We start from the raw sequence: 19947 nt of genomic DNA, 5'->3' as shown, positions 1-19947 counted from the left end.
GGGCTTAAGCGCTCGCTTAAACCCTTTGCTGTATGAAAACAAATCCTAATGTTGGTACACGATCAAACGGTAACCGACTGAACGATGGTCTCCATTTCATCCTTGCCGATCAGCTTTAATTTTTTGACCTTGTTTTTTTCGATTTCTTCGTCGGCGGAAAGAAAGGGACGTTTTTCGAATTCCTGAAGCTGTTTTTCAAGTAAGTTATGGTTTTCGTAGAGCATACGGAACCTTGGGTTGTTGTCAATAAGGCTCTGCAAAAGGGTTTGATCAATATCCATCGGAACCTCCACGTTGTTGACGTTTAGGGGCTTTAGACCTGTTTGAAATTAACCAGATCAGTTGTAAAAAGTCAACACCTAACCCGGCGCTAACAAACATTGTTGGTCTGCCGGTTAAGCTCCGCATCCGATGGCCGGATATAGGTCGGCACGACCTGTTCAGGGCGCTGGGCCAAGCCTTTGAAATAATCCTGCAAGGCCAGAGCGGCTACCCTGGAGGCCTGGATGGGGTGACAGCAGGCAGGTGCGCGGGCGCTCGGCTCAAAGCCATGCTGCAGGATCAGATGATAATAAACGGCAACCCCATCACCAACAAAACAGCTATCCAGCGGAAGATCAGCCAGAGCCTCGTGGGGAGCAATCACCCGGGCCTGATTTAAAGGGCGGGGAAAGCCATCATGCAGTTGAAACAGCTGGGTATAGACCTCTTTTTTTCGCGCATCGACAAAAACGCAAACCGGGCGGCGCAACAGAGGAAGATTCATCGCAACGGCGGTCAGAGAAGAGACACTGACCACTGGCAGATTGAGCACCTGGGCCAATCCTTTAACGGTTGCCACGCCGATACGCACGCCGGTAAAGGCGCCGGGCCCCGTCACCACAGCCAGCAGATCCAAATCTGCCGGCCCCCAACCGGCCGCTCTGAGCAGATCATCAATCTGGGCCAGCAGGCTCTGGCTATGGGTGCTGCGCAGATGAAGGGCAGATTCCGCCACCAGCCTCTCGCCCTGACACAGAGCGACGCTGCTCACCTGTGATGAGGTATCCAATGCCAGCATTCGGGGATTATCAACCATCATCATTCAACCCCAAAGACGGATAATATCGTTGTAAAACGCCAGCACCATCAGCATTAACAGCATCGCCAGACCAACCTGCTGAGCGATCTCACGGGCACGCAGGGAAACCGGACGACGGGTAATCAACTCAAAGAGATAAAACAGGATATGACCACCATCGAGGATCGGGATCGGCAACAGGTTCAATATCCCCAACTGGATGGAAATAAACGCCAGCACCGTCAAAATCGCGGCAATGTCAGTCTGAGCGGCCTGCCCAGCCACCTGGACCACGGTAATAGGTCCACCAATGTTTTTTGCCGAGACATTTCCGGTGAAGAGCTTTTGAATAAACACGATGGTCAATTCAATCAGTTCGCCGGTCTTTGCCGCTCCTTCACGAAAGGCGGCAACGGGGCCAAAACGCTTTAACTCGAGCTCATGCAGCGGCGCGACACCCAGCAGAAAATCACCATCGACTTCACGCTGTTCCGGGATCATGACGACAGAAAAATCACGCCCATCACGTGCCACCAGGACGTCAACCGGGGCCCCTTGCGTTTGTTGAATCAGTTCGCGCAGGTCGTACCAGGAAGACACGGGGTGACCGTCAATCCGCAGAATCTGATCGCCGATTTGTATTCCCGCTTGATCGGCCGCCATACCCGGCGCCATGCCGCCGATACGGGCGGCCAGGTCAGGCATCAGTCCCAGCCCCTGCATCCCTTCCAGACTGTTGTTATCAGCCGGCAACAACAGCTGTACCTGACGGCCATCACGACTGACATCAAACAGCAGAGGCGAACCGGCCTCGCTGACAAAGCGCAGGTTAGCAGCATTCCAGTGTTCGATTGGTGTGCCATTGACCGCCAGCAAACAATCACCGGCGACAAAACCACCACGCGCGGCATCTGAATCAGGCAGGACATAGCCGATACAGGCCGGTTGCTCAACATAGGTTGGCATCTGCACACCGATCATGAAAGAAATCGGCAGAATCAGCAACGGCAATATCAGGTTCATCAGAGGCCCGGCACCAACAATCGCCAGGCGGCGGGACACCGGCTTGGCGGCGAAGGATCGGTCATGATCCCCTGTCGCCTCAAGGCTCGCTTCCCCCTCTGTACCCGAGCCCTCACCCAGCATCTGGACATATCCCCCCAGGGGGACGATACAAATCAGATATTCTGTTTCACCGTAGCGATAGGAAACCAGTTTGGGACCAAATCCGATGGAAAACTTCAGGACCTTGACCCCACACATCTTCGCAACGGCAAAATGACCAAGTTCATGAACAAAAACCAGAAAGCCGAGCATCAAAATGCCGGCAACAACGGTGGTCATCTCAAACCTCCAGCAATAAATTCACGAGCACGACCCCGCGCCCAGCGATCTGCCTGCAATACTCGTTCGACGGTAGTGACCACTTGCGGCGAGTGACAGGCCATCACCCGCTCGACCAACTCAGGAATACCGGTAAACAAGATCTGCTCGCCAAGAAACGCCGCTACCGCGACTTCGTTGGCAGCGTTCATTACCGCCGGCAGGGTGCCGCCTGACTCAAGAGCTTGATAAGCCAGAGCCAGACATGGGAAACGCTGCAAGTCGGGGGCAGAAAAATTCAGCTTTCCCAGCCGGCACAGATCAAGGCCGGGCTGGTTCAGGGGCAAGCGCTGCGGCCACGACAGGGCGTAGGCGATCGGTGTTTTCATATCCGGCACACCAAGTTGCGCAATTACAGATCCATCGACGTATTCTACCATGGAATGGATAATACTTTCCGGATGGATATGAACATCGATCATGTTCGTTGGCACGGCGAACAGCCAATGTGCCTCGATGACTTCCAGCCCCTTGTTCATCAGGGTGGCAGAATCGATCGTGATTTTTCTGCCCATGCTCCAGTTGGGGTGAGCCAATGCATGAGCTGGGGTAATCTGGCTGAACCCGGAGGCTGGACGCTCACGAAAAGGTCCGCCGGAGGCAGTTAAAATCAGGCGCTTGATATCGCCATGATGGTGGCCGGCAAGGGCCTGGAAAATAGCCGAGTGTTCGCTGTCGACCGGCAGTAATTTAACCCCTTGCCGGCTGACCGCTTCCATGATCAGGCTGCCGGCCATCACCAGGGTCTCCTTGTTGGCCAGGGCGATATCCTTACCGGCCTGAATGGCTGCCATGGTCGGCACCAGGCCGGCTGCCCCGACCACCGCTGCAACCACCATATCGGTCTGTTCGAGGGTAGCGCACTGGATCATCCCCTCGACCCCACAGCAAACCTCGATATTCAGATCACTTAATCGCTCCCTGACCGTATTGGCATCCCGACTGTTGATCACTGCCACCATCAGCGGCCGGAACTTTCTGGCCTGGATGCATAGCAGATCAAGGTTGAACCCGGCGGTCAGAGCAACAATCTGGAAAGCGTCGGGAAACTCCTCCACAATCTGCAAGGTGCTGACCCCGATGGATCCAGTAGACCCCAGAACAGCGATCTTTTTCATCTCTCCCCCCCTAGCCACCGAAAGATCCACAGGCAACATAATAGACCAGGGGGAAGGCAAACAGCAGACTGTCCAGACGATCAAGGATACCGCCGTGGCCAGGAATCATATTCCCCGAGTCCTTTACCTCACAGGCCCGTTTTAACATTGATTCAAACAGATCCCCGATCTGGCCGACGACTCCTAACAGCAGACCGACAGCAACAACCGACCAGATGCTGATGGCCGGGAAAAACACCAATTTGGATATCAACGCCCCCAAAACGGCACCAACAACCCCGCCGACAGCCCCTTCGACACTTTTGTTAGGGCTGATCAGGGAATAGAGCTTGCGCTTGCCGATTCGACTTCCGACAACATAGGCGCAGGTATCACAGCACATGACGACAACCAGGGTGAGAAAAATCCATTGGCGGCCATGGTCGAGCATGCGCAGCGGCACCAGATGCCCCAGCAGCAAGGCAATATAGATAAGACCCAGACAGATCCAGCCAAAATGATGATGAACACGGACAAGGGCTCCCGGACGCAGCAGAAAGAACAGGGCCAGAACCAAAAAAACGACGGTCAAAAAAACCGTCGGCCACGCCGATTGATTGAAATAAAACAAAGGGACAAGGGCGGCGCCAAGGGCCGCGGCAAACCACTGAACAAAGACCTGCTCCTGTTTCATGCCCATCCGATTGAATTCAACCAGCGCCAGAAAAACAATCAGGGTAACAAAGAGCGTAAAGATTGCCGGTGGGGCCAACCCCAGCAGCAAGATCAGCAGCGGCAGCGCAATAGCGGCAGTGATCAGACGTTGTTTAATGGTCGGTCTCCTTTATCAGGGCAGCAGCTGGTCGTCAGTCAAGCCAAAGCGCCGGCGGCGCTGATAGTAATCAGCAAACGCCTTATTCAGCTCGTCCAGATTAAAATCCGGCCACAGGACATCGGTAAAATAAAGCTCGGTATAGGCGGACTGCCAGAGCAGAAAATTACTCAGCCGGATTTCACCACTGGTGCGGATCATCAGATCCGCCGGCGGCATGTCGGCCAGGTCAAGACAGGCGGCAAAGGTTTCAGCATTGAGCTGATCCGGATCCAGGTCGCCGGCTTGCACCTGTGCGACAATCCGCTGAACCGCCCGCAGGATTTCATCGCGGCCGCCATAAGACAGGGCCAGGACCAGGGTCAATCCCGTGCCGGCAGAGGTTGCCTGTACCGCCTCGGCAATGGCTTGCTGGACCGCTGCGGTCATGCGCGAAAGGTCACCAATAACCCGCAGACGAATCCCGTTATCGAGCATTTTTTGCCGCTGTGAGGACAGATAATCCAGGAGCAATACCATCAGGGCATCGACTTCCTGCCGGGGACGGCCCCAGTTCTCGGAACTGAAAGCGAACAGACTTAAATAACGCACAGCGTTGCGGGCACAGGCGTCAACCACCCTGGTCACCGCGTCTACCCCCTGCTGATGCCCGGCAATCCGGGGCAGACCACGCTGCCTGGCCCAACGCCCGTTGCCGTCCATAATAATGGCAACATGGGCAGGGACCTTGTTAATTTCTGACTCCTGGGTGCTCTGCATCATTGCTGATCAATTCCCCACCGGTTGTTGTGTTGCAGGGCAAGGTACCATGTCAGGGCTAAAAGCGACAACTCAACGTACCCTCAAGTAACAGAATAAACTTCCTGCTGCCAAAAAAAAAGAGCGCTTAAAAACGCTCTTTGCATCATCCTACTCACACGATCTTCATTTAACGATCGCATTGACCGGGCATGAGTCAACGCAGACACCACATTCGTTACAATCGTCAGTAATGGTGAAAATTTCCCCGGACTCAACGATAGCACCTACCGGACAGGTGTCAACACAGGTGCCGCAACCGATACAGTCTTCCGTAATCTTCAATACCATCATATCTCTCCTTAGGCGTAAGAGAACTGCCATCATCAGATCTCCAGCAGCTCCCGCTCCTTGCTCTGTATCACCACTTCGATATTGCTGATATATTCATCGGTCAACTGCTGAACGTCTTTTTCGCCGCGCTTCTGCTCGTCTTCGGTAATCTCTTTTTCTTTTTCCAGCATTTTCAGATTTTCATTGGCATCCCGGCGGGCATTGCGCACGGAAATTCGTGCATCCTCCGCCATCCGTTTAATCAGTTTGACCATTTCCAGCCGCCGTTCTTCGGTCAACGCCGGAACCGGCAGACGGATCAACTGACCATCAGAGGAAGGCGTCAGGCCGATATCGGCCTTAAAGATCGCCTTTTCTATGGCCGGCAGCAGGTTTTTCTCCCACGGCTGAACGGTAATCAATCGCGCTTCCGGAGCTGACAGGGTCGCAACCTGGCTTAGCGGGGTTGGAACACCATAGTATTCGACCTTGACATCATCGAGCAGGGCTGTACTGGCCCGCCCGGTACGTACCTTGGTCATTTCCTTTTTCAAGGCCTTGATCGCCTTGTCCATGCCGCTACGCGCTTCCTTAAGAACTTCATCAATCATTGCTGTTACCTCCTCTGACAATGGTGCCGATCCGTTCGCCAAGAACGACCTTTTTAATATTGTCACGGCATGTCATGTCAAAAATGATCATCGGCAAGTTATTGTCCATACACAGGGACGTTGCAGTCGCATCCATCACCTGCAGTCCCTTCTGTAATACCTCCAGATAGGTCAGGGTCGGCAATTTGATCGCGTCTTTGTCCTTATTGGGGTCGGCAGAATAGATACCGTCCACCTTGGTGGCCTTGAGGATGACGTCAGCGTGAATCTCCATGGCGCGCAAACTGGCGGCGGTGTCAGTAGTAAAGTAAGGGTTGCCGGTGCCGGCGCTGAAAATGACCACACGCCCCTTTTCCAGATGTCTGACCGCCCGACGCCGAATATAGGGCTCGGCAATCTGCTGCATATCGATGGCCGACTGCACGCGGGTATCAACCCCCTGCTTTTCCAGCGCATCCTGCATCGCCAGGCTGTTCATTACGGTCGCCAGCATTCCCATATAATCAGCGCTGGCTCGATCCATCCCCTTGGAAGAGGCCGCCACACCACGGAAAATATTCCCTCCACCAATCACCAGGGCAACCTCAACACCAAGATCAACAACCTCCTTGATCTCGGCAGCAATGCCGTTAATAACAGCCGGATCGATACCGTAGCCCTGCTCACCGGCCAGCGCTTCGCCACTGAGTTTTAACAGTATTCTTTTATATTTGGTGGTTGCCACAAGCTGCTCCTGTTGGTAATGCTCCCTTATTTACTCATTGCTGCAACTTCAGCCGCAAAATCATCGGCCTTTTTCTCAATCCCCTCGCCCAACTGAAAACGAACATAGCCGCTCAGCACAATGGGGGCACCAAGTTGCTTAGCGCAGGCATCGACAACCTTCTGCACAGTTTGATCGGGATCGATGACAAAAGCCTGCTCAAGCAGACAGACATCCCCAAAAAACTTGTTGATCTGACCGGCGATGATTTTCTCGACGATGTTCTCCGGTTTGCCACTTTCCAGCGCCTTGACCCGCATGATCTCTTTTTCTTTTTCGACAATCTTGGCTGGCACCTCATCGCGGTTCAGATATTGCGGCGCGGCAGCAGCGACGTGCATCGCAATCTGCTTTCCCAGCCCACTGACGCGCTCATCCTTCGCGCTGGTTTTCAGTTCAACCAGGACTCCGATTTTACCGGCACCGTGGACATAGGAAGTTACCACACCATCACCGGCATCGATACGGGCCAGGCGGCGAATGCTCATGTTTTCACCAATGGTCGCGATCTGATGGGTTAATTCTTCGGCAACAGTACGGCCGCTACCAGGATAGGCCATCGCATTGAGAGCCTCTACGTCGGCAACCGGATTTGCCAGGACGATGTCCCGGACGCCATGGACGAATTCCTGAAAGGCCTCATTTTTGGCAACAAAATCCGTTTCTGCGTTAATCTCGACAATTGCACCGACTGTCCCATGCGATTCTGCTGCAACGATACCTTCAGAAGCAACGCGGCCGGATTTCTTGGCGGCGGCAGAAAGTCCTTTCTTGCGCAGAAAATCGATGGCCTCCTCCATATTGCCGGCGGTTTCGGTCAAGGCTTTTTTACAATCCATCATTCCAGCTCCGGTTGCCTTGCGCAACTCAGAAACCATGGCTGCTGTTATACTCACTGTTTCCTCCCTGTTTTTTTTAAAGCAGGCTTAAACAACCTGCAGCTGATGTAATACTCAAAAGAACGGCCGGACCTGTCAGCCCGGCCGCTGGGCCTGCGATAATTATTTTACGTGATGCAGCTTATTCGGTTGCGGCCGGCTCGGCCACTTCCACCTCGGCAGCAGCCACAACCTCTTCGGGCTTTTCTTCCGCCGCAACAACCTCATCCTTGCCTTCAGCTTCGGTCTGTTTTTTAACTTTTTGCCGCTCGGCACCTTCAACACAAGATTCAGAGATCAGATTGGCAAACAGACGGATGGCGCGGATGGCGTCATCATTGCCGGGGATGATATAATCGATATTGTCCGGGTCACAGTTGGTGTCAACCACAGCAACCACCGGAATACCAAGTTTCTTCGCTTCCAGCACGGCAATCGCCTCTTTTTTCGGGTCAATAACAAAGATCGCGCCGGGTAGTTTGTTCATGTGCTTGATCCCCCCGAGGTTTTTCTCGAGCTTTTCACGCTCACGATCAAGCTGCAAAGCTTCTTTTTTGGTGTATTGGTCAAGGGTACCATCAGCAGCCATGGCCTCGATTTTTTTGAGGCGGTCGATGCTGGCCTTGATGGTGGTGAAGTTGGTCAACATGCCCCCCAGCCAACGATTGTTGACAAAATACTGACCGGCACGCAGTGACTCTTCTTTGATCGCATCCTGAGCCTGCTTCTTGGTACCAACAAACAGGACCTTTTCGCCGGCGGCAACGGTATCTTGAATGAACTGACAGGCCGTACGGAAATAGCGCACCGTCTTTTGCAGGTCGATGATATAGATCCCGTTACGAGCACCGAAGATATAGGGCTTCATTTTCGGGTTCCAGCGTTTGGTCTGGTGGCCGAAGTGGACACCGGCTTCGAGCATTTGCTTCATGGAAATTTGTGCCATTGTTCTTTTCTCCTTGTTGGTCAGGTTTTTTAATCCTCCGCCCCGATCGGTTTCAGCAGGACCCTAAAGGGAACCAACCTGTCTGAATCACGAGGCGTGCGTATTTGGACAAGTGCAGACATATAGCATCTCTGCCCGGATCCAGGCAAGAAAAAACAGAGCCGACAAGAAAGACATGTCTGTTACCACCTTGACCGGATGAAAATGGCAATGACCGGCCAAGAACACTTTTGATCTATTTACACAGGCCCGCCACTGTAATAACATCGCCGCCCATGTCACAGCAACGAATCCATCGATATATTTTGCGGGAAATCAGCATCCCTGCGATCATGAGTCTGCTGATTTTTTCCTTTGTTGTCCTGCTCGGCCGCATTCCACGGCTGACCGAGATGATCATCAGCAAAGGGGTTCCGGTGATGGACATCATTGCCCTGTTCGCTTATTTGCTCCCAACTTTTTTAAGCGTTACTGTTCCTTTGTCATTTCTCCTCGGCATTCTTCTTGCCTTTGGTCGCTTTTCGGCGGACAGCGAATATATCGCCATGAAGGCTTCCGGCATCAGCCTCTATTCCATGGTCAAACCGGTCGCATTCCTGGCCCTGATTTTTACCCTGTTGACGGCAGCGATTACCCTGTTGATTGAACCGGCCAGCAAAAGCGCCCTGCGCAGTAAAGTTTTTGAGATTGCTTCAACCAGCCTCAATGTCAGCATCAAGCCCGGGGTCTTCAATGATGACGTACCTGGTATCGTACTCTATGCCCAGGGCCTTGACGAGCGCCAGGGGATCATGCGCGATGTCTTTATCTCCGATGAGCGCAGCGACGCGGAAGCGACAACGATCACTGCTAGCGAAGGACTTTTTATCAGTCATCCGGAAAACCTGATTCTGACCTTGCGCCTGCGTAACGGCGAGATCCACCGGCAACCTGCCGGCACCGGGCAGGACACCTACCAGACTATCAGCTTTAATAATTATGATATCAATTTCGATTTTTCCGAGCAGATCAGCCAGGGCCAACGCAACCGATCCCGTGGAGAGATGTCGTGGACGGAATTAAACCAGGCAATAAAGGCAGCTACCCCCGGCAAACAGCGTTATCGTCTTGCAGCCGAGCTCCACGAACGCATTGTTGTTGCCTTTGCCCCTTTAATACTGATTCTGATCGGCATCCCCCTCGGTCTGCAATCACAGCGCTCCGGCAAGGGCGCGGGCTTTACTCTGGCCCTGGTGGTTTTTCTGGTTTACTACGTGCTTTTAAGTTTCGCCGGCACCCTTGCCGACAAAGGAATATTACCGGCGGCCCTGATCCTCTGGCTGCCGAATCTGGTGTTTCTCGGTGGTGGCTCATTTTTCCTTTATCGAGCGGCCAGTGAACGTCCGGTAGTGATTCACCTGCACCTGTGGAACAGCCTGCAACGCCTGCTGTTTCAGCGCCACCGCGGAGGCCGACTATGAGCATTGTCAGCCGCCTGGTTATAGCCTATTTTTTCAGAATTCTGAGCTTGTGTTGCGGCGCCTTTATCGGCATTTATCTGCTGGTGGATTTTTTTGAAAAGGTCGATCGTTTCATCGATTACGGTGCCGGACTGAACGAATACCTGACCTACCTGGGGCACAGCATCCCCTTTATTTTTGTCCAAATTCTCCCCCTGGCACTGTTGACCAGCATGGTTCTGACCCTGGGCGGCCTCGGTCGCACCAACGAAATGACGGCATTACGTGCCTGCGGCATCAGCCTTGCGCGTATTGTCAGGCCGTTGCTGGCTATCATTGTGCTGCTGTGCGGTCTGCAATTGCTGGTGCATGAATATCTGGTGCCCTGGAACGTGCGCACCTTGAATGAACTGGTGGAAGTCAAACTGCGCGGTCGTGAGCAGGCCCGCCTGAGCCACAGTAAAATCTGGTATCGAAGCGACACCCAGATCATTAACATTGACCTGGTCCAGACCCGCGAACAGAGATTAAGGGGAATCACCATCTTTGAGATCGGTCAGGGAGCAACCATTCTTCGGCGGATTGATGCCAATGAGGCGGAGTTCCGCGACCAGCAATGGCTGGCACCAACCCTGGTGGAACGCACCTTCGATCCCCACTCAGGCACATTACAGCAAACCCGGCGGCTGGAAAACAGACCTCTTAACCTTGACCGTCTGATTGATGATTTCGCCCGGGAGGAAGATGTCAATGCCGAGCTGAGCGCTCGTAAGTTAGCGCAACTGGCAGAGCGGCTGGAACGGGAAGGCTACGACGCTACCCGTCAACGGGTTGACCTGCAGGCGCGACTGGCTGCCCCCTTTACCAGTCTGGTCATGGGACTGCTGGGAATTCCCTTTGCTCTGCAACGGGGGCGGCAAAGCAATCTGGCTCTGGGGGTTGGTTTAAGCCTTGCTATCGGCGCCGCCTATTTTATTATCCAATCCGCGGTCATCTCCTTTGGTTATGCCGGCGCTCTGCCCCCGCTGCTCGCCGCCTGGACCGCCAACCTGATCTTCACCCTGCTGGCAGTCTGGCTGTTTCTCGGGGTCAAACAATAAAAAACGGCAGCCCGAATAGTGAGACTGCCGTTCTTCAGTGTGCAATTTAATAAAAACGCAGTTTCCGAACCGGAAACGAGGAATTTTTTGTTGTAGCAAGGTAATCAAGGACCTGAGCGGAGGCGTAGTGATTTACGCCGCACAAACAAGACCGCAGATTGACGCCGCCACGGCGGAAAAGAACCGTTTCCGGTTCGGAAACTAGTAGCGATACGTATCAGGCTTATAGGGCCCGGCGGCGGGAATCCCCAGATAGCGTGACTGTTCATCCGATAGGACAGTCAACTTGGCTCCAAGCTTATCAAGGTGCAACCGCGCCACTTTTTCATCCAGCAGTTTGGGCAGGACATAAACCTTGTTGGCATAAGCGTCGGTGTTGGTAAACAGCTCGATCTGCGCCATCACCTGATTGGTGAATGAGCAGGACATGACAAAGCTCGGGTGGCCGGTTGCACAACCCAAGTTCAGCAAGCGCCCCTCTGCCAGGACAATAACGCCATGACCATCCTCAAATTCCCAGCGATCGACCTGGGGTTTGATTCTCTGCCGCGTCACTGTGGGATCTTTTTCAATGGCGTTCATCTCGATTTCATTATCAAAGTGACCAATATTGCCGACAATGGCATTGTTCTTCATCTGACGCATATGCTCAAGGGTAATAACGTTCTTGTTGCCGGTGGTGGTGATGTAAAGATCGGCAAAATCGAGCACGTCCTCTACCCGCTTGACTTCATACCCTTCCATTAACGCCTGCAACGCACAGATAGGATCGATCTCGGTAACGATCACCCGGGCTCCCTGGCCGCGCAGGGACTGGCAGCAGCCCTTGCCGACATCGCCATAACCACAGATTACCGCCACCTTGCCGGACAGCATGACATCCGTCGCCCGCATGATCCCATCTACCAGAGAATGTCGACAGCCGTAAACATTGTCAAACTTGGATTTGGTCACCGCGTCGTTGACGTTCATTGCGGGAAATTGCAGCACCCCTTCTTCTGCCATCTGGTGAAGGCGATGAACACCGGTGGTGGTTTCTTCGGTAACCCCCCTGATAGCAGCCGCAGTGCGGCTCCACTTGTCGGGATGAGCAGCGATCGATTCACGCAAAGAGGAAACCAGCTCACGCCAGTCCTCCGGGTCATCATTGCTGACATCCGGACAGCCGGCGCGCTCCCACTCGCTCCCTTTAAGCACATAGAGAGTAGCATCACCCCCATCATCAAGAATCATATTGGGAACCTCATCGTCAGGCCAGGTAAGAGCCTGCTCGGTACACCACCAGTATTCCACCAGGGTTTCCCCTTTCCAGGCAAAGACCGGAACCCCGACCGGGTCGGCAGCTGTCCCCTCACGACCAACAGCAACCGCCGCTGCCGCATGATCCTGGGTGGAAAAAATGTTGCATGAACACCAGCGCACCCTGGCGCCCAGATCAATCAGGGTTTCGATCAGAACGGCGGTTTGAATCGTCATGTGCAAAGAGCCGGTGATCCGCGCCCCTTTAAGCGGGTACTGTCCCTGATATTCGTGACGCAAGGCCATCAGTCCCGGCATTTCCTCCTGGGCCAGAAGAATTTCCTTGCGTCCCCATTCAGCCAGGCTGAGGTCTTTAACTTTAAAATCACTGAAAACTGACACCGTTATTTTCTCCTTTTTTAGGTTCCTGACAGCCCGTTTATCCCGAGTATATAGCTAAAAGAGCAAACCGCTGCAGCAAGTAACAGTTGTTCCACGATGGATATGACTGTTTAGCACATTCAGCGTATCACGGACAAGACAACAGCTGCGGCCATAACCATAAGCGTGCCGTCAGCTGGGTCAAGCAGGGTCGTTACGATGCAACCAGCTGCGCATGGCAGCGAACCATAAACGCAGTGTCAATGCTGCCAGTACGCGCCCCAGAAGATTATCGGTTAGCCAATCATAGATCGGGACACCCCAGAATTGCCAGACTTCGGGGGTGTCCCGGGTTGAGCGCCCTTGCCGAAAAGCTCGACGGCAATCAGCAGCAAAAAACAGCTGCCATCCATGGCGACGAACATAGCTGCCACTGGCCAGCCATAGCTTCCAACGCTCTCCTACCGGTCGAGTCGCAAGTAACTGTGCAATCAGATCAAAGAAAGGGGCAAGTCGCAAGCACTCGGTATCTGTCTGAAGGCGATAAACAGCTGGGGCCCGGTCAAAAAACTCGTACCAGCCAATATGGCGAAAACACATCATCAAGGCGCCAAGCAGTTGCCGTTGCCACAAACCTTCCGCCGCAAAACGCCGGATGGAGGTGGTGATCACTGCCGGCAGCAATTGCCACTGTCCGACCGCACGCAACCGTTCAGCAAAATCAGTATCTTCCATCACCGGCAGATCGGTACGAAAATCACCAACCTGTTGCTTAAGCGTACGATGGAGCAGAAAGCCCTGATCACCATGGATGGTCTCAGGTTTTGACGACCGGGCCTTGCGCTGGTAAAAATCATAGCCCTGACTTTTTCTCTGGCCTCCGGTCCAAAAATTCAAGGAAAAATGACCGGCGATCCGCCTGTTACTGCTTCGAGCCAAGCAGTCCATCCCGTTACGCCAGGCCAGGGGATCGTCAAAGCGGCTGTCGACATGCAGAAACAACAGCCAGTCACCGCGAGCTTTTGCGGCGCCGGCATTTAGCTGATGGCCGCGCCCACGCGGAGCGCTGATTAGTTGAACCTGCTCTGACTGCAACAGTCCCAATGTCGCGTCAGTCGAGCCGCCATCAACAATAATCAGTTCATAGGTCACCTGCCGCTGACGCCGCAAATCTGCAAGAAAAGTGGGCAGTTCTGCGGCTTCGTTAAGGACCGGAACGATAACGCTTAACTCAACGACCTGGGCCATCTTCTCTTCCATCTTCTTTCCTGATAAAAAGACCTCAATGAAAACAGATCCTGTGCTATAAAGAGTTAGGTTCAGTTTCAGGTTTTTCGGTTCGATCCGTCAATGCCGACCGACCGGACACTATCTTTTTACAGCATATCTGACAAGGGGACAAACATGAGCGAAATCATTGATATCTATGCCCGCGAAATTCTGGATTCACGTGGCAACCCGACGGTTGAGGTTGAAGTCGCCCTCGAAACCGGCGTGATCGCCAGAGCAGCGGTACCCAGCGGCGCATCCACCGGCCAGCGCGAAGCCCTCGAACTGCGTGATGGCGACAAGAATCGCTACCTGGGCAAGGGGGTGCTCAAGGCCGTTGAGCACGTCAACGAAATTATTGCGGTTGAACTACAGGGGTGGGAAGCCAGCGATCAGATCGGTATCGATCGCAAGCTGCTGGAACTTGATGGTACCGATTTCAAAAGCAAACTCGGCGCCAATGCCCTGCTCGGCGTTTCTATGGCCTGCGCCAAAGCCGCAGCTGAAGATGCCGGCCTCCCCCTCTATCAGTACATCGGCGGCAGCAACGCCAAAGAACTCCCCCTGCCGATGATGAATATCATCAATGGCGGTGAACATGCCGACAACAATGTCGATATTCAGGAATTCATGATCATGCCGGCTGGCGCCGAGAGTTTTAAAGAAGCGCTCCGCATGGGTGCCGAGATTTTTCATGCCTTGAAAAAAGTGTTGAAAAACAAGGGTTATAATACTGCTGTAGGAGATGAAGGTGGTTTTGCCCCCGACCTGAAGAGCAACGAAGAAGCCCTTGAAGTGATCGTTGAAGCGATCAAGGCCGCTGGTTACAAGCCAGGGGAAGATGTCCTGCTGGCCCTTGATGTTGCCGCCTCGGAACTCTACCAGGACGGCAAGTACGTTCTTGCCAATGAAAAACAGCCGATTAAAACTGCGGCCGAACTGGTAGCTTTTTATGAGGATCTGGTGGAGCGCTATCCGATTATCTCGATTGAAGACGGCATGGCTGAGAATGACTGGGACGGCTGGAAGCTGATGACCGAAAAATTGGGGAACAAGATCCAGATTGTCGGCGACGACCTGTTTGTCACCAACACCAAAATTCTAAAAGAAGGGATCGACAAAGGGATAGCCAATTCTATCCTCATCAAGGTCAACCAGATCGGGACCTTGACGGAAACCCTGGATGCCATCGAAATGGCCAAACGTGCGGGCTACACAGCGGTTGTATCCCACCGCAGCGGCGAAACCGAGGATACCACGATTGCCGATCTTGCCGTTGCCACCAACGCCGGACAGATCAAAACCGGTTCCTTGTGCCGCACCGACCGGGTATGCAAATACAATCAACTACTACGGATCGAAGATGAACTGGAAGAGACCGCTATCTTCCGGGGCAAAGAGGTTTTCTATAATCTGAAAAACCTGTAACGACCTGTTCCGCACCGGGGGAATCGTGACATCACGGCTCCCCCGGTGATTTAAGCAAGATATAACTTGAACGAACTGCCCAGCCGCTCGCGCCGAATCTTCCCCGCGTCAACCAGCTCCCGGATCATCTGCTGCGCCTGTTTTTTATTCAACTGGGGCACATCAGCATAAAGATCAGCCTGAACAACCCCGGGGTGCGCACAGACACATTGCAAAATCGGATTTTCTGCCATTTCAGTAGCAGGGTTTTCAGCTGCGGCACCCACCAGTGCGGGTTCTATTTTCTTGGGCGCAGCAGCGGCACTCTCTTGATTCACCTGTTGTGCCTGCAGCTCTTTCTCCCGCTCCTGCTCGGCACGAATTTCCTGCTCCAGAGCAACCATCCGCTGATAGAAATAAAAACTACCACCCAGTAGAATCAGCAACAACACAATCCAGAACATACCTCACCTCCGTCAGCAGCAAAAACTCATCTTTGATTTATTGTACGAAAAAAAGAGCATGATGGTCTACGCATATTGTAGTAAATGGAAACGGCCAAAACCGTAGGAAGCTCCCTTACCGACCTGGAGCAATGCCCCCAATTCAAGCAACCACCACAGCTCTGCCAGGGCGTCTCCAGACAGGGTTAACGTTCCCGTCAACCCTCCGATCCCCTGCCCTTTTCGCCCCTGTTCAAGTATTCGCCAGTCCTGCCAGTGCAAAGCGTTGTCACAACATACAATGGTTGCAGCCAGATCATTGAGCTCATCATCGTTGTCATTAACACCCAGACCATGAGCGCAGGCCAGATTGATAGCCCGGCGCTGCACCGCGGAAAAAAAGCAGTTAACGTCAAACTTGAACAATGGCTTTCCCTTATTTATCAGCCTCATTGGTGTCACTATCTCAAGTTTTACGTGATTATATAAAAGGGGCTGTTGCAGCAAGAGCCAGGACAGAGGGACAATACTTGGAGCTGATTCATCCAGCGAGAGGTTAAAACGACCCTGTCCTTTGTGGACACCACGTTGACCAAGGACCTGCAGTAACAGAGTAAAGGCTTCAATGCCGACGACCCCATCCCCGACAAACAGGGTGGGCAGTTTGAATCGATGACCAATGGCAAATACCCCTGAAGTTACCGCAGGGGGCGAAAGAATGACCGCGGAGGCCGGCTTTTGCACCTGACGCCGAATGACCGGATCAATCGCCGGCGCTGGAAACAACAAACTGCTCACCAAGTCGGCAATCTGAACGCCCTGTTGTTCTTTGAGATCCGCCAGCACCGAAGATAATTCACGCCGCAGTTGCAACAGCGCCTGCGCCGGCAGGTCAACCTCTTCTAACAAGGTCAGCTCAAAAGTTAGCTGGGCGCAATCGAGGCGATCCAGCCAGGGTGGAGGAGAGACAGACAGGGGCATTAACCCTCCGTTGTGATTGCAAGCGAACGTAGATTTTGTTATACGTCAGACGCGTCAATCGGCAATATGGCCTAACAGGAGAAATATCAGATGTTCCACTTTACCTTGCTAGCGCAAGATCCGCAAACCCGTGCCCGCCGCGGTCGACTAGAAACCCCTCACGGCACCATTGAAACCCCGATTTTCATGCCGGTCGGCACCCATGGGGCTCTTAAAGCCATGACCCCGGCCCAGGTTGAAGAAACACAGGCGCAGATTATCCTCTCCAATACCTACCACCTGCATCTGAAACCCGGTGAAGCATTAATCAAGAAAGCCGGCGGCCTTCACCGGTTCATGAACTGGGAACGACCGATCCTTACCGACAGCGGCGGCTTTCAGGTTTTTTCCCTACCTAACAAAAAGATTGGTGAAGATGGGGTACATTTTCGTCACGAGGGAACCGGTGATGAAATTTTTCTCGGCCCTAAAGAAGCGATGCAGATTCAGAACGATTTAGGCTCTGATATCATGATGGCTTTTGATGAGTGTATTCCCTATCCCGCCACTTATGACTATTCGGCCAAATCGATCAACAAAACCCTGCGTTGGGCCGAAATCTGTCTGCAGCATCACCAACGTCCTGATGAGCAGGCCCTGTTCGGTATCGTTCAAGGCAGCGTCTACCCGGATTTAAGGCGTCAGTGCGCCAAGCAACTGGCAGCCCTTGGTTTTCCCGGTTACGCGATTGGCGGCGTCAGCGTTGGTGAGGGGCTGGAGCTGTTGAAAAAAGTGGTTGACGACACGGAACCCCACATGCCGCAGCATAAGCCGCGCTACCTGATGGGGGTTGGGCTACCGGAGGATATTCTTGAATCGATTGAGCGCGGCATGGATATGTTTGATTGCGTCATTCCAACCCGCTATGCCCGCAGCGCTACCCTGTTTACCAGGCGCGGAAAAATCCGCCTGACCAATCGCAATTTCCGCCGCGACTTTTTCCCCGTTGATCCCTCCTGCGACTGCTATTGCTGCACTAATTTCAGCCGCGCCTATCTCCATCACCTGTTCAATGCCAACGAAATTCTATCAGCAACCCTGTCAGCCATTCACAATGTGCGTTTTTATCTGAACATGGTAGCACAGGCACGTACGGCGATTGAGGCAGGTGATTTTGCCGCTTTTAAGGCTGACTTTCTGGGAGAATATTTTTCATCGGGGAAGTGAAAGCAAAGAAAACGCATCCAAACCAAACAGCGGGCAGACCAGCAAATCGCTGGCCTGCCCGCATCTAGTTAAGCAACAACAGGGGGGTGAAACTGCCCCTGGAATAATGACTATTTCAGCATCTTGGTCATCATCTTCTTCATTGTTTCATTCTTTAGCATCCCCATCATCCACATTTCGCCGATCGATTTATTCATGAACGACATGCTCGGGAACGAGTGCTGTAGCAGCATGATATCGACCAGACGGATTTTCTTCTGAATCGCCAGGGCCCACTCGTTAATCATTTCTGCAGAACCCTCGCCGATCACTGAAGCCCCGTAGATCTTGCCGTATTTGCTCGCCAGGACCCGCACCGATCCGGTGGTGACCTGTTCGGCAATCGCCGCGCCGTAATCAGCATATTTGGCTTCAATCACCTCGTATTTGATGCCGGCAGCAATCAGGTCGGCTTCACGCAGCCCGACGGACGACACCTGTGGTTCGGTAAACACCGTCCAGGGCACAACATATTTCTTGAAGTCCTTTTTGAAAGGCCAGGGGCGCATAATATTCATCAGGGCGATCATTCCCTGGTGCATTGCCGCATGGGAGAACAGGTAGTTACCATTGCAGTCTCCCACCGCAAAAATGTTGGGAACATTGGTCTGCAGGTTGGCATTGACCGGTATCCCTTTGGGCGTATACTGAACCCCCGCTTTTTCCAGATCCAGTTTGTCAATCACCGGCGTCCGACCGGCTGCGAGCAGCAAGCGCTCAGCTTCAAGGGTTTCCCCTTCCTTGGTGGTCAGAACAACATTGCCCTGTTCATTTTTAGTAACCGAGGTGATGGAACGGCTGTTGTAGACAGCAATACCCTCTTTTTTGAAACACTCCTCAAGCAACTCACCGGCAAAGCGATCGGCAAAGGGCAGCAAATGGGGATCCATCTGTACGATCGTTGTCCGGCACCCCATACGCGAAAAAGCCTGAGCCATCTCGGCGCCAATAGCCCCACCACCGATAATCAGCATACTTTTGGGCATCACTTCGAGATGAAACAGATTTTCGTTGGTCAGTAGATTATCGATGGTATCAAGCCCTGGAATCGATGGTTTGGCCGGGCGCGTACCGGTGCAGATGAAAATCCGCCTGGCGCTGATCTGCCGTCCGTCAACCTCGACGGTGTGGGCATCAACAAAACGCGCTTCACCCTTGACCATATCAACCTTGCCGAGCTTTTTATCGTACTTGGCGACTACGGCTTTAAGCTGCTCCTGAATCAGGGAGAAAGGATCCTTGACCTCCGGTTCACGCATCTCTTCCATCTGCATCGCCGGAAACTTGGTCACCGCATGGCGGGTTTTTGCCATCCGCAACAAGGCTTTGCTGGGAATGCAGCCGGCGTTCATACATTCCCCACCGACCTTGGCCTTCTCAATGGCACAGACCTTCAGCCCCATTTCCGAACCCATTGCCGAAACCACCAATCCGGCCGGGCCAACGCCGATGGTAATGATATCGTAGTCATAATTTGTCATATTGCTTCTCTCCTTTTTCGCAAACAGGCAATTCAAATAAGATCATTAATTCTTTTAATTATATATATGATTTAAAGAATGTATAGTGAATTCATGTCGACTTCCAGTCTAGCGATTATTTGCTGAACTTCAACAAATAGAAAAATAAACGGGCCCGATCTTTAACCAGAACGCAACGATTCAGCGGCTGTCTTGCGCGCAGGGTCGGGGGTCCTGTGGCAAGGGTTTTTTCTCGCCATGGACGGCGACAACAAGTGGTCATGGATGACGAAAAGCGTCTCTTGACATAGGATTCAAAGGCCCGGTGCTGATCAGATACAC

At 53.1% G+C, this 19947-nt stretch carries 20 protein-coding genes; 4 read left to right on the top strand and 16 right to left on the bottom strand.

Annotation, left to right across the window (positions count from 1 at the left end; genetic code table 11):
- Positions 1-62: 62 nt before the first annotated feature.
- The 11 genes from ICT70_RS09720 to rpsB all read right to left on the bottom strand — a co-directional run bounded on the left by ICT70_RS09720 (position 63) and on the right by rpsB (position 8641).
- Positions 63-281: a DUF465 domain-containing protein gene (locus ICT70_RS09720; protein ID WP_191156019.1), complete on the bottom strand. Its 219-nt coding sequence runs from the start codon at positions 279-281 to the stop codon at positions 63-65.
- Between the two features lie 89 nt (positions 282-370).
- Positions 371-1084, bottom strand: a complete 714-nt coding sequence (tsaB, locus tag ICT70_RS09715; RefSeq protein ID WP_191156016.1) for a tRNA (adenosine(37)-N6)-threonylcarbamoyltransferase complex dimerization subunit type 1 TsaB — start codon at positions 1082-1084, stop codon at positions 371-373.
- On the bottom strand, positions 1085-2404 hold the full coding sequence (gene rseP, locus ICT70_RS09710) for an RIP metalloprotease RseP (protein WP_191156014.1): 1320 nt from the start codon (positions 2402-2404) through the stop codon (positions 1085-1087). It abuts the gene before it with no gap.
- Positions 2401-3561: a 1-deoxy-D-xylulose-5-phosphate reductoisomerase gene (locus ICT70_RS09705; protein WP_191156012.1), complete on the bottom strand. Its 1161-nt coding sequence runs from the start codon at positions 3559-3561 to the stop codon at positions 2401-2403. Before ICT70_RS09705 ends, rseP begins: the two co-directional genes overlap by 4 nt.
- A 10-nt stretch (positions 3562-3571) precedes the next feature.
- On the bottom strand, positions 3572-4357 hold the full coding sequence (locus ICT70_RS09700) for a phosphatidate cytidylyltransferase (protein WP_337906847.1): 786 nt from the start codon (positions 4355-4357) through the stop codon (positions 3572-3574).
- A gap of 30 nt (positions 4358-4387) precedes the next feature.
- Positions 4388-5134, bottom strand: coding sequence for an isoprenyl transferase (locus ICT70_RS09695; RefSeq protein ID WP_191156010.1), 747 nt, complete (start codon positions 5132-5134; stop codon positions 4388-4390).
- Between the two features lie 162 nt (positions 5135-5296).
- Complete coding sequence (locus ICT70_RS09690; protein WP_337906842.1) at positions 5297-5464, bottom strand: DUF362 domain-containing protein; 168 nt, start codon at positions 5462-5464, stop codon at positions 5297-5299.
- Between the two features lie 32 nt (positions 5465-5496).
- The gene (gene frr / locus ICT70_RS09685) at positions 5497-6054 is read right to left on the bottom strand and encodes a ribosome recycling factor (RefSeq protein ID WP_191156008.1); all 558 of its coding nucleotides are present in this window, start codon (positions 6052-6054) and stop codon (positions 5497-5499) included.
- Positions 6047-6778 carry a UMP kinase gene (gene pyrH, locus ICT70_RS09680; RefSeq protein ID WP_191156006.1) on the bottom strand — a complete coding sequence of 244 codons (732 nt, stop codon included), beginning with the start codon at positions 6776-6778 and terminating at the stop codon, positions 6047-6049. The genes frr and pyrH overlap by 8 nt, the downstream gene beginning before the upstream one ends.
- 26 nt (positions 6779-6804) lie before the next feature.
- Positions 6805-7656, bottom strand: a complete 852-nt coding sequence (gene tsf / locus ICT70_RS09675; RefSeq protein ID WP_475598047.1) for a translation elongation factor Ts — start codon at positions 7654-7656, stop codon at positions 6805-6807.
- A 181-nt stretch (positions 7657-7837) separates the two neighbouring features.
- Positions 7838-8641 carry a 30S ribosomal protein S2 gene (gene rpsB / locus ICT70_RS09670; protein ID WP_191156002.1) on the bottom strand — a complete coding sequence of 268 codons (804 nt, stop codon included), beginning with the start codon at positions 8639-8641 and terminating at the stop codon, positions 7838-7840.
- A gap of 275 nt (positions 8642-8916) precedes the next feature.
- Here rpsB and lptF point away from each other — a divergent pair, with 275 nt between their 5' ends.
- The gene (gene lptF, locus ICT70_RS09665) at positions 8917-10101 is read left to right on the top strand and encodes an LPS export ABC transporter permease LptF (RefSeq protein WP_191156000.1); all 1185 of its coding nucleotides are present in this window, start codon (positions 8917-8919) and stop codon (positions 10099-10101) included.
- A complete protein-coding gene (gene lptG / locus ICT70_RS09660; RefSeq protein WP_191155998.1) occupies positions 10098-11180 on the top strand; it encodes an LPS export ABC transporter permease LptG in 1083 nt (360 codons plus the stop codon). The genes lptF and lptG overlap by 4 nt, the downstream gene beginning before the upstream one ends.
- Positions 11181-11381: 201 nt before the next feature.
- On the opposite strand, the gene ahcY is transcribed toward lptG, so the two are convergent.
- Together ahcY and ICT70_RS09650 are read right to left on the bottom strand one after the other, a co-directional pair.
- Entirely contained in the window at positions 11382-12827 is a 1446-nt protein-coding gene (ahcY, locus tag ICT70_RS09655) for an adenosylhomocysteinase (protein WP_337906846.1), read from the bottom strand.
- 174 nt (positions 12828-13001) lie between these two features.
- Positions 13002-14060: a TIGR04283 family arsenosugar biosynthesis glycosyltransferase gene (locus ICT70_RS09650; RefSeq protein ID WP_191155994.1), complete on the bottom strand. Its 1059-nt coding sequence runs from the start codon at positions 14058-14060 to the stop codon at positions 13002-13004.
- Between the two features lie 144 nt (positions 14061-14204).
- Here ICT70_RS09650 and eno point away from each other — a divergent pair, with 144 nt between their 5' ends.
- Entirely contained in the window at positions 14205-15497 is a 1293-nt protein-coding gene (eno, locus tag ICT70_RS09645; RefSeq protein WP_191155992.1) for a phosphopyruvate hydratase, read from the top strand.
- A 50-nt stretch (positions 15498-15547) separates the two neighbouring features.
- Here eno and ICT70_RS09640 read toward each other — a convergent pair whose 3' ends face one another.
- On the bottom strand, positions 15548-15940 hold the full coding sequence (locus tag ICT70_RS09640) for a hypothetical protein (RefSeq protein ID WP_191155990.1): 393 nt from the start codon (positions 15938-15940) through the stop codon (positions 15548-15550).
- A 66-nt stretch (positions 15941-16006) separates the two neighbouring features.
- Entirely contained in the window at positions 16007-16900 is an 894-nt protein-coding gene (gene cas6, locus ICT70_RS09635; RefSeq protein WP_191155988.1) for a CRISPR system precrRNA processing endoribonuclease RAMP protein Cas6, read from the bottom strand.
- Positions 16901-16990: 90 nt separating this feature from the next.
- Here cas6 and tgt point away from each other — a divergent pair, with 90 nt between their 5' ends.
- On the top strand, positions 16991-18106 hold the full coding sequence (gene tgt / locus ICT70_RS09630; protein WP_191155986.1) for a tRNA guanosine(34) transglycosylase Tgt: 1116 nt from the start codon (positions 16991-16993) through the stop codon (positions 18104-18106).
- 110 nt (positions 18107-18216) lie between these two features.
- Here tgt and ICT70_RS09625 read toward each other — a convergent pair whose 3' ends face one another.
- Entirely contained in the window at positions 18217-19626 is a 1410-nt protein-coding gene (locus tag ICT70_RS09625) for a dihydrolipoyl dehydrogenase family protein (RefSeq protein ID WP_191155984.1), read from the bottom strand.
- Positions 19627-19947 lie beyond the last annotated feature (321 nt).

Source organism: Pelovirga terrestris, assembly GCF_014773365.1.
In the GTDB taxonomy this organism is placed as follows: domain Bacteria; phylum Desulfobacterota; class Desulfuromonadia; order Desulfuromonadales; family Geopsychrobacteraceae; genus Pelovirga; species Pelovirga terrestris.
The sequence above is the reverse complement of the archived record's forward strand: the minus strand, read 5'-3'. Positions and strand labels throughout refer to the sequence as shown.

Excerpts from the sequence above, each read along its gene's own strand:
- rpsB (WP_191156002.1), bottom strand. The coding sequence starts at position 8,641 with ATGGCACAAATTTCCATGAAGCAAATGCTCGAAGCCGGTGTCCACTTC.
- ICT70_RS09640 (WP_191155990.1), bottom strand. The coding sequence starts at position 15,940 with ATGTTCTGGATTGTGTTGTTGCTGATTCTACTGGGTGGTAGTTTTTAT.
- frr (WP_191156008.1), bottom strand. The coding sequence starts at position 6,054 with ATGATTGATGAAGTTCTTAAGGAAGCGCGTAGCGGCATGGACAAGGCG.
- cas6 (WP_191155988.1), bottom strand. The coding sequence starts at position 16,900 with ATGCCCCTGTCTGTCTCTCCTCCACCCTGGCTGGATCGCCTCGATTGC.
- ICT70_RS09690 (WP_337906842.1), bottom strand. The coding sequence starts at position 5,464 with ATGATGGTATTGAAGATTACGGAAGACTGTATCGGTTGCGGCACCTGT.
- tsf (WP_475598047.1), bottom strand. The coding sequence starts at position 7,656 with ATGGATTGTAAAAAAGCCTTGACCGAAACCGCCGGCAATATGGAGGAG.
- ICT70_RS09625 (WP_191155984.1), bottom strand. The coding sequence starts at position 19,626 with ATGACAAATTATGACTACGATATCATTACCATCGGCGTTGGCCCGGCC.
- tsaB (WP_191156016.1), bottom strand. The coding sequence starts at position 1,084 with ATGATGATGGTTGATAATCCCCGAATGCTGGCATTGGATACCTCATCA.
- ICT70_RS09705 (WP_191156012.1), bottom strand. The coding sequence starts at position 3,561 with ATGAAAAAGATCGCTGTTCTGGGGTCTACTGGATCCATCGGGGTCAGC.
- ICT70_RS09650 (WP_191155994.1), bottom strand. The coding sequence starts at position 14,060 with ATGGAAGAGAAGATGGCCCAGGTCGTTGAGTTAAGCGTTATCGTTCCG.
- ICT70_RS09720 (WP_191156019.1), bottom strand. The coding sequence starts at position 281 with ATGGATATTGATCAAACCCTTTTGCAGAGCCTTATTGACAACAACCCA.
- lptF (WP_191156000.1), top strand. The coding sequence starts at position 8,917 with ATGTCACAGCAACGAATCCATCGATATATTTTGCGGGAAATCAGCATC.
- eno (WP_191155992.1), top strand. The coding sequence starts at position 14,205 with ATGAGCGAAATCATTGATATCTATGCCCGCGAAATTCTGGATTCACGT.
- rseP (WP_191156014.1), bottom strand. The coding sequence starts at position 2,404 with ATGACCACCGTTGTTGCCGGCATTTTGATGCTCGGCTTTCTGGTTTTT.
- tgt (WP_191155986.1), top strand. The coding sequence starts at position 16,991 with ATGTTCCACTTTACCTTGCTAGCGCAAGATCCGCAAACCCGTGCCCGC.
- ICT70_RS09695 (WP_191156010.1), bottom strand. The coding sequence starts at position 5,134 with ATGATGCAGAGCACCCAGGAGTCAGAAATTAACAAGGTCCCTGCCCAT.
- lptG (WP_191155998.1), top strand. The coding sequence starts at position 10,098 with ATGAGCATTGTCAGCCGCCTGGTTATAGCCTATTTTTTCAGAATTCTG.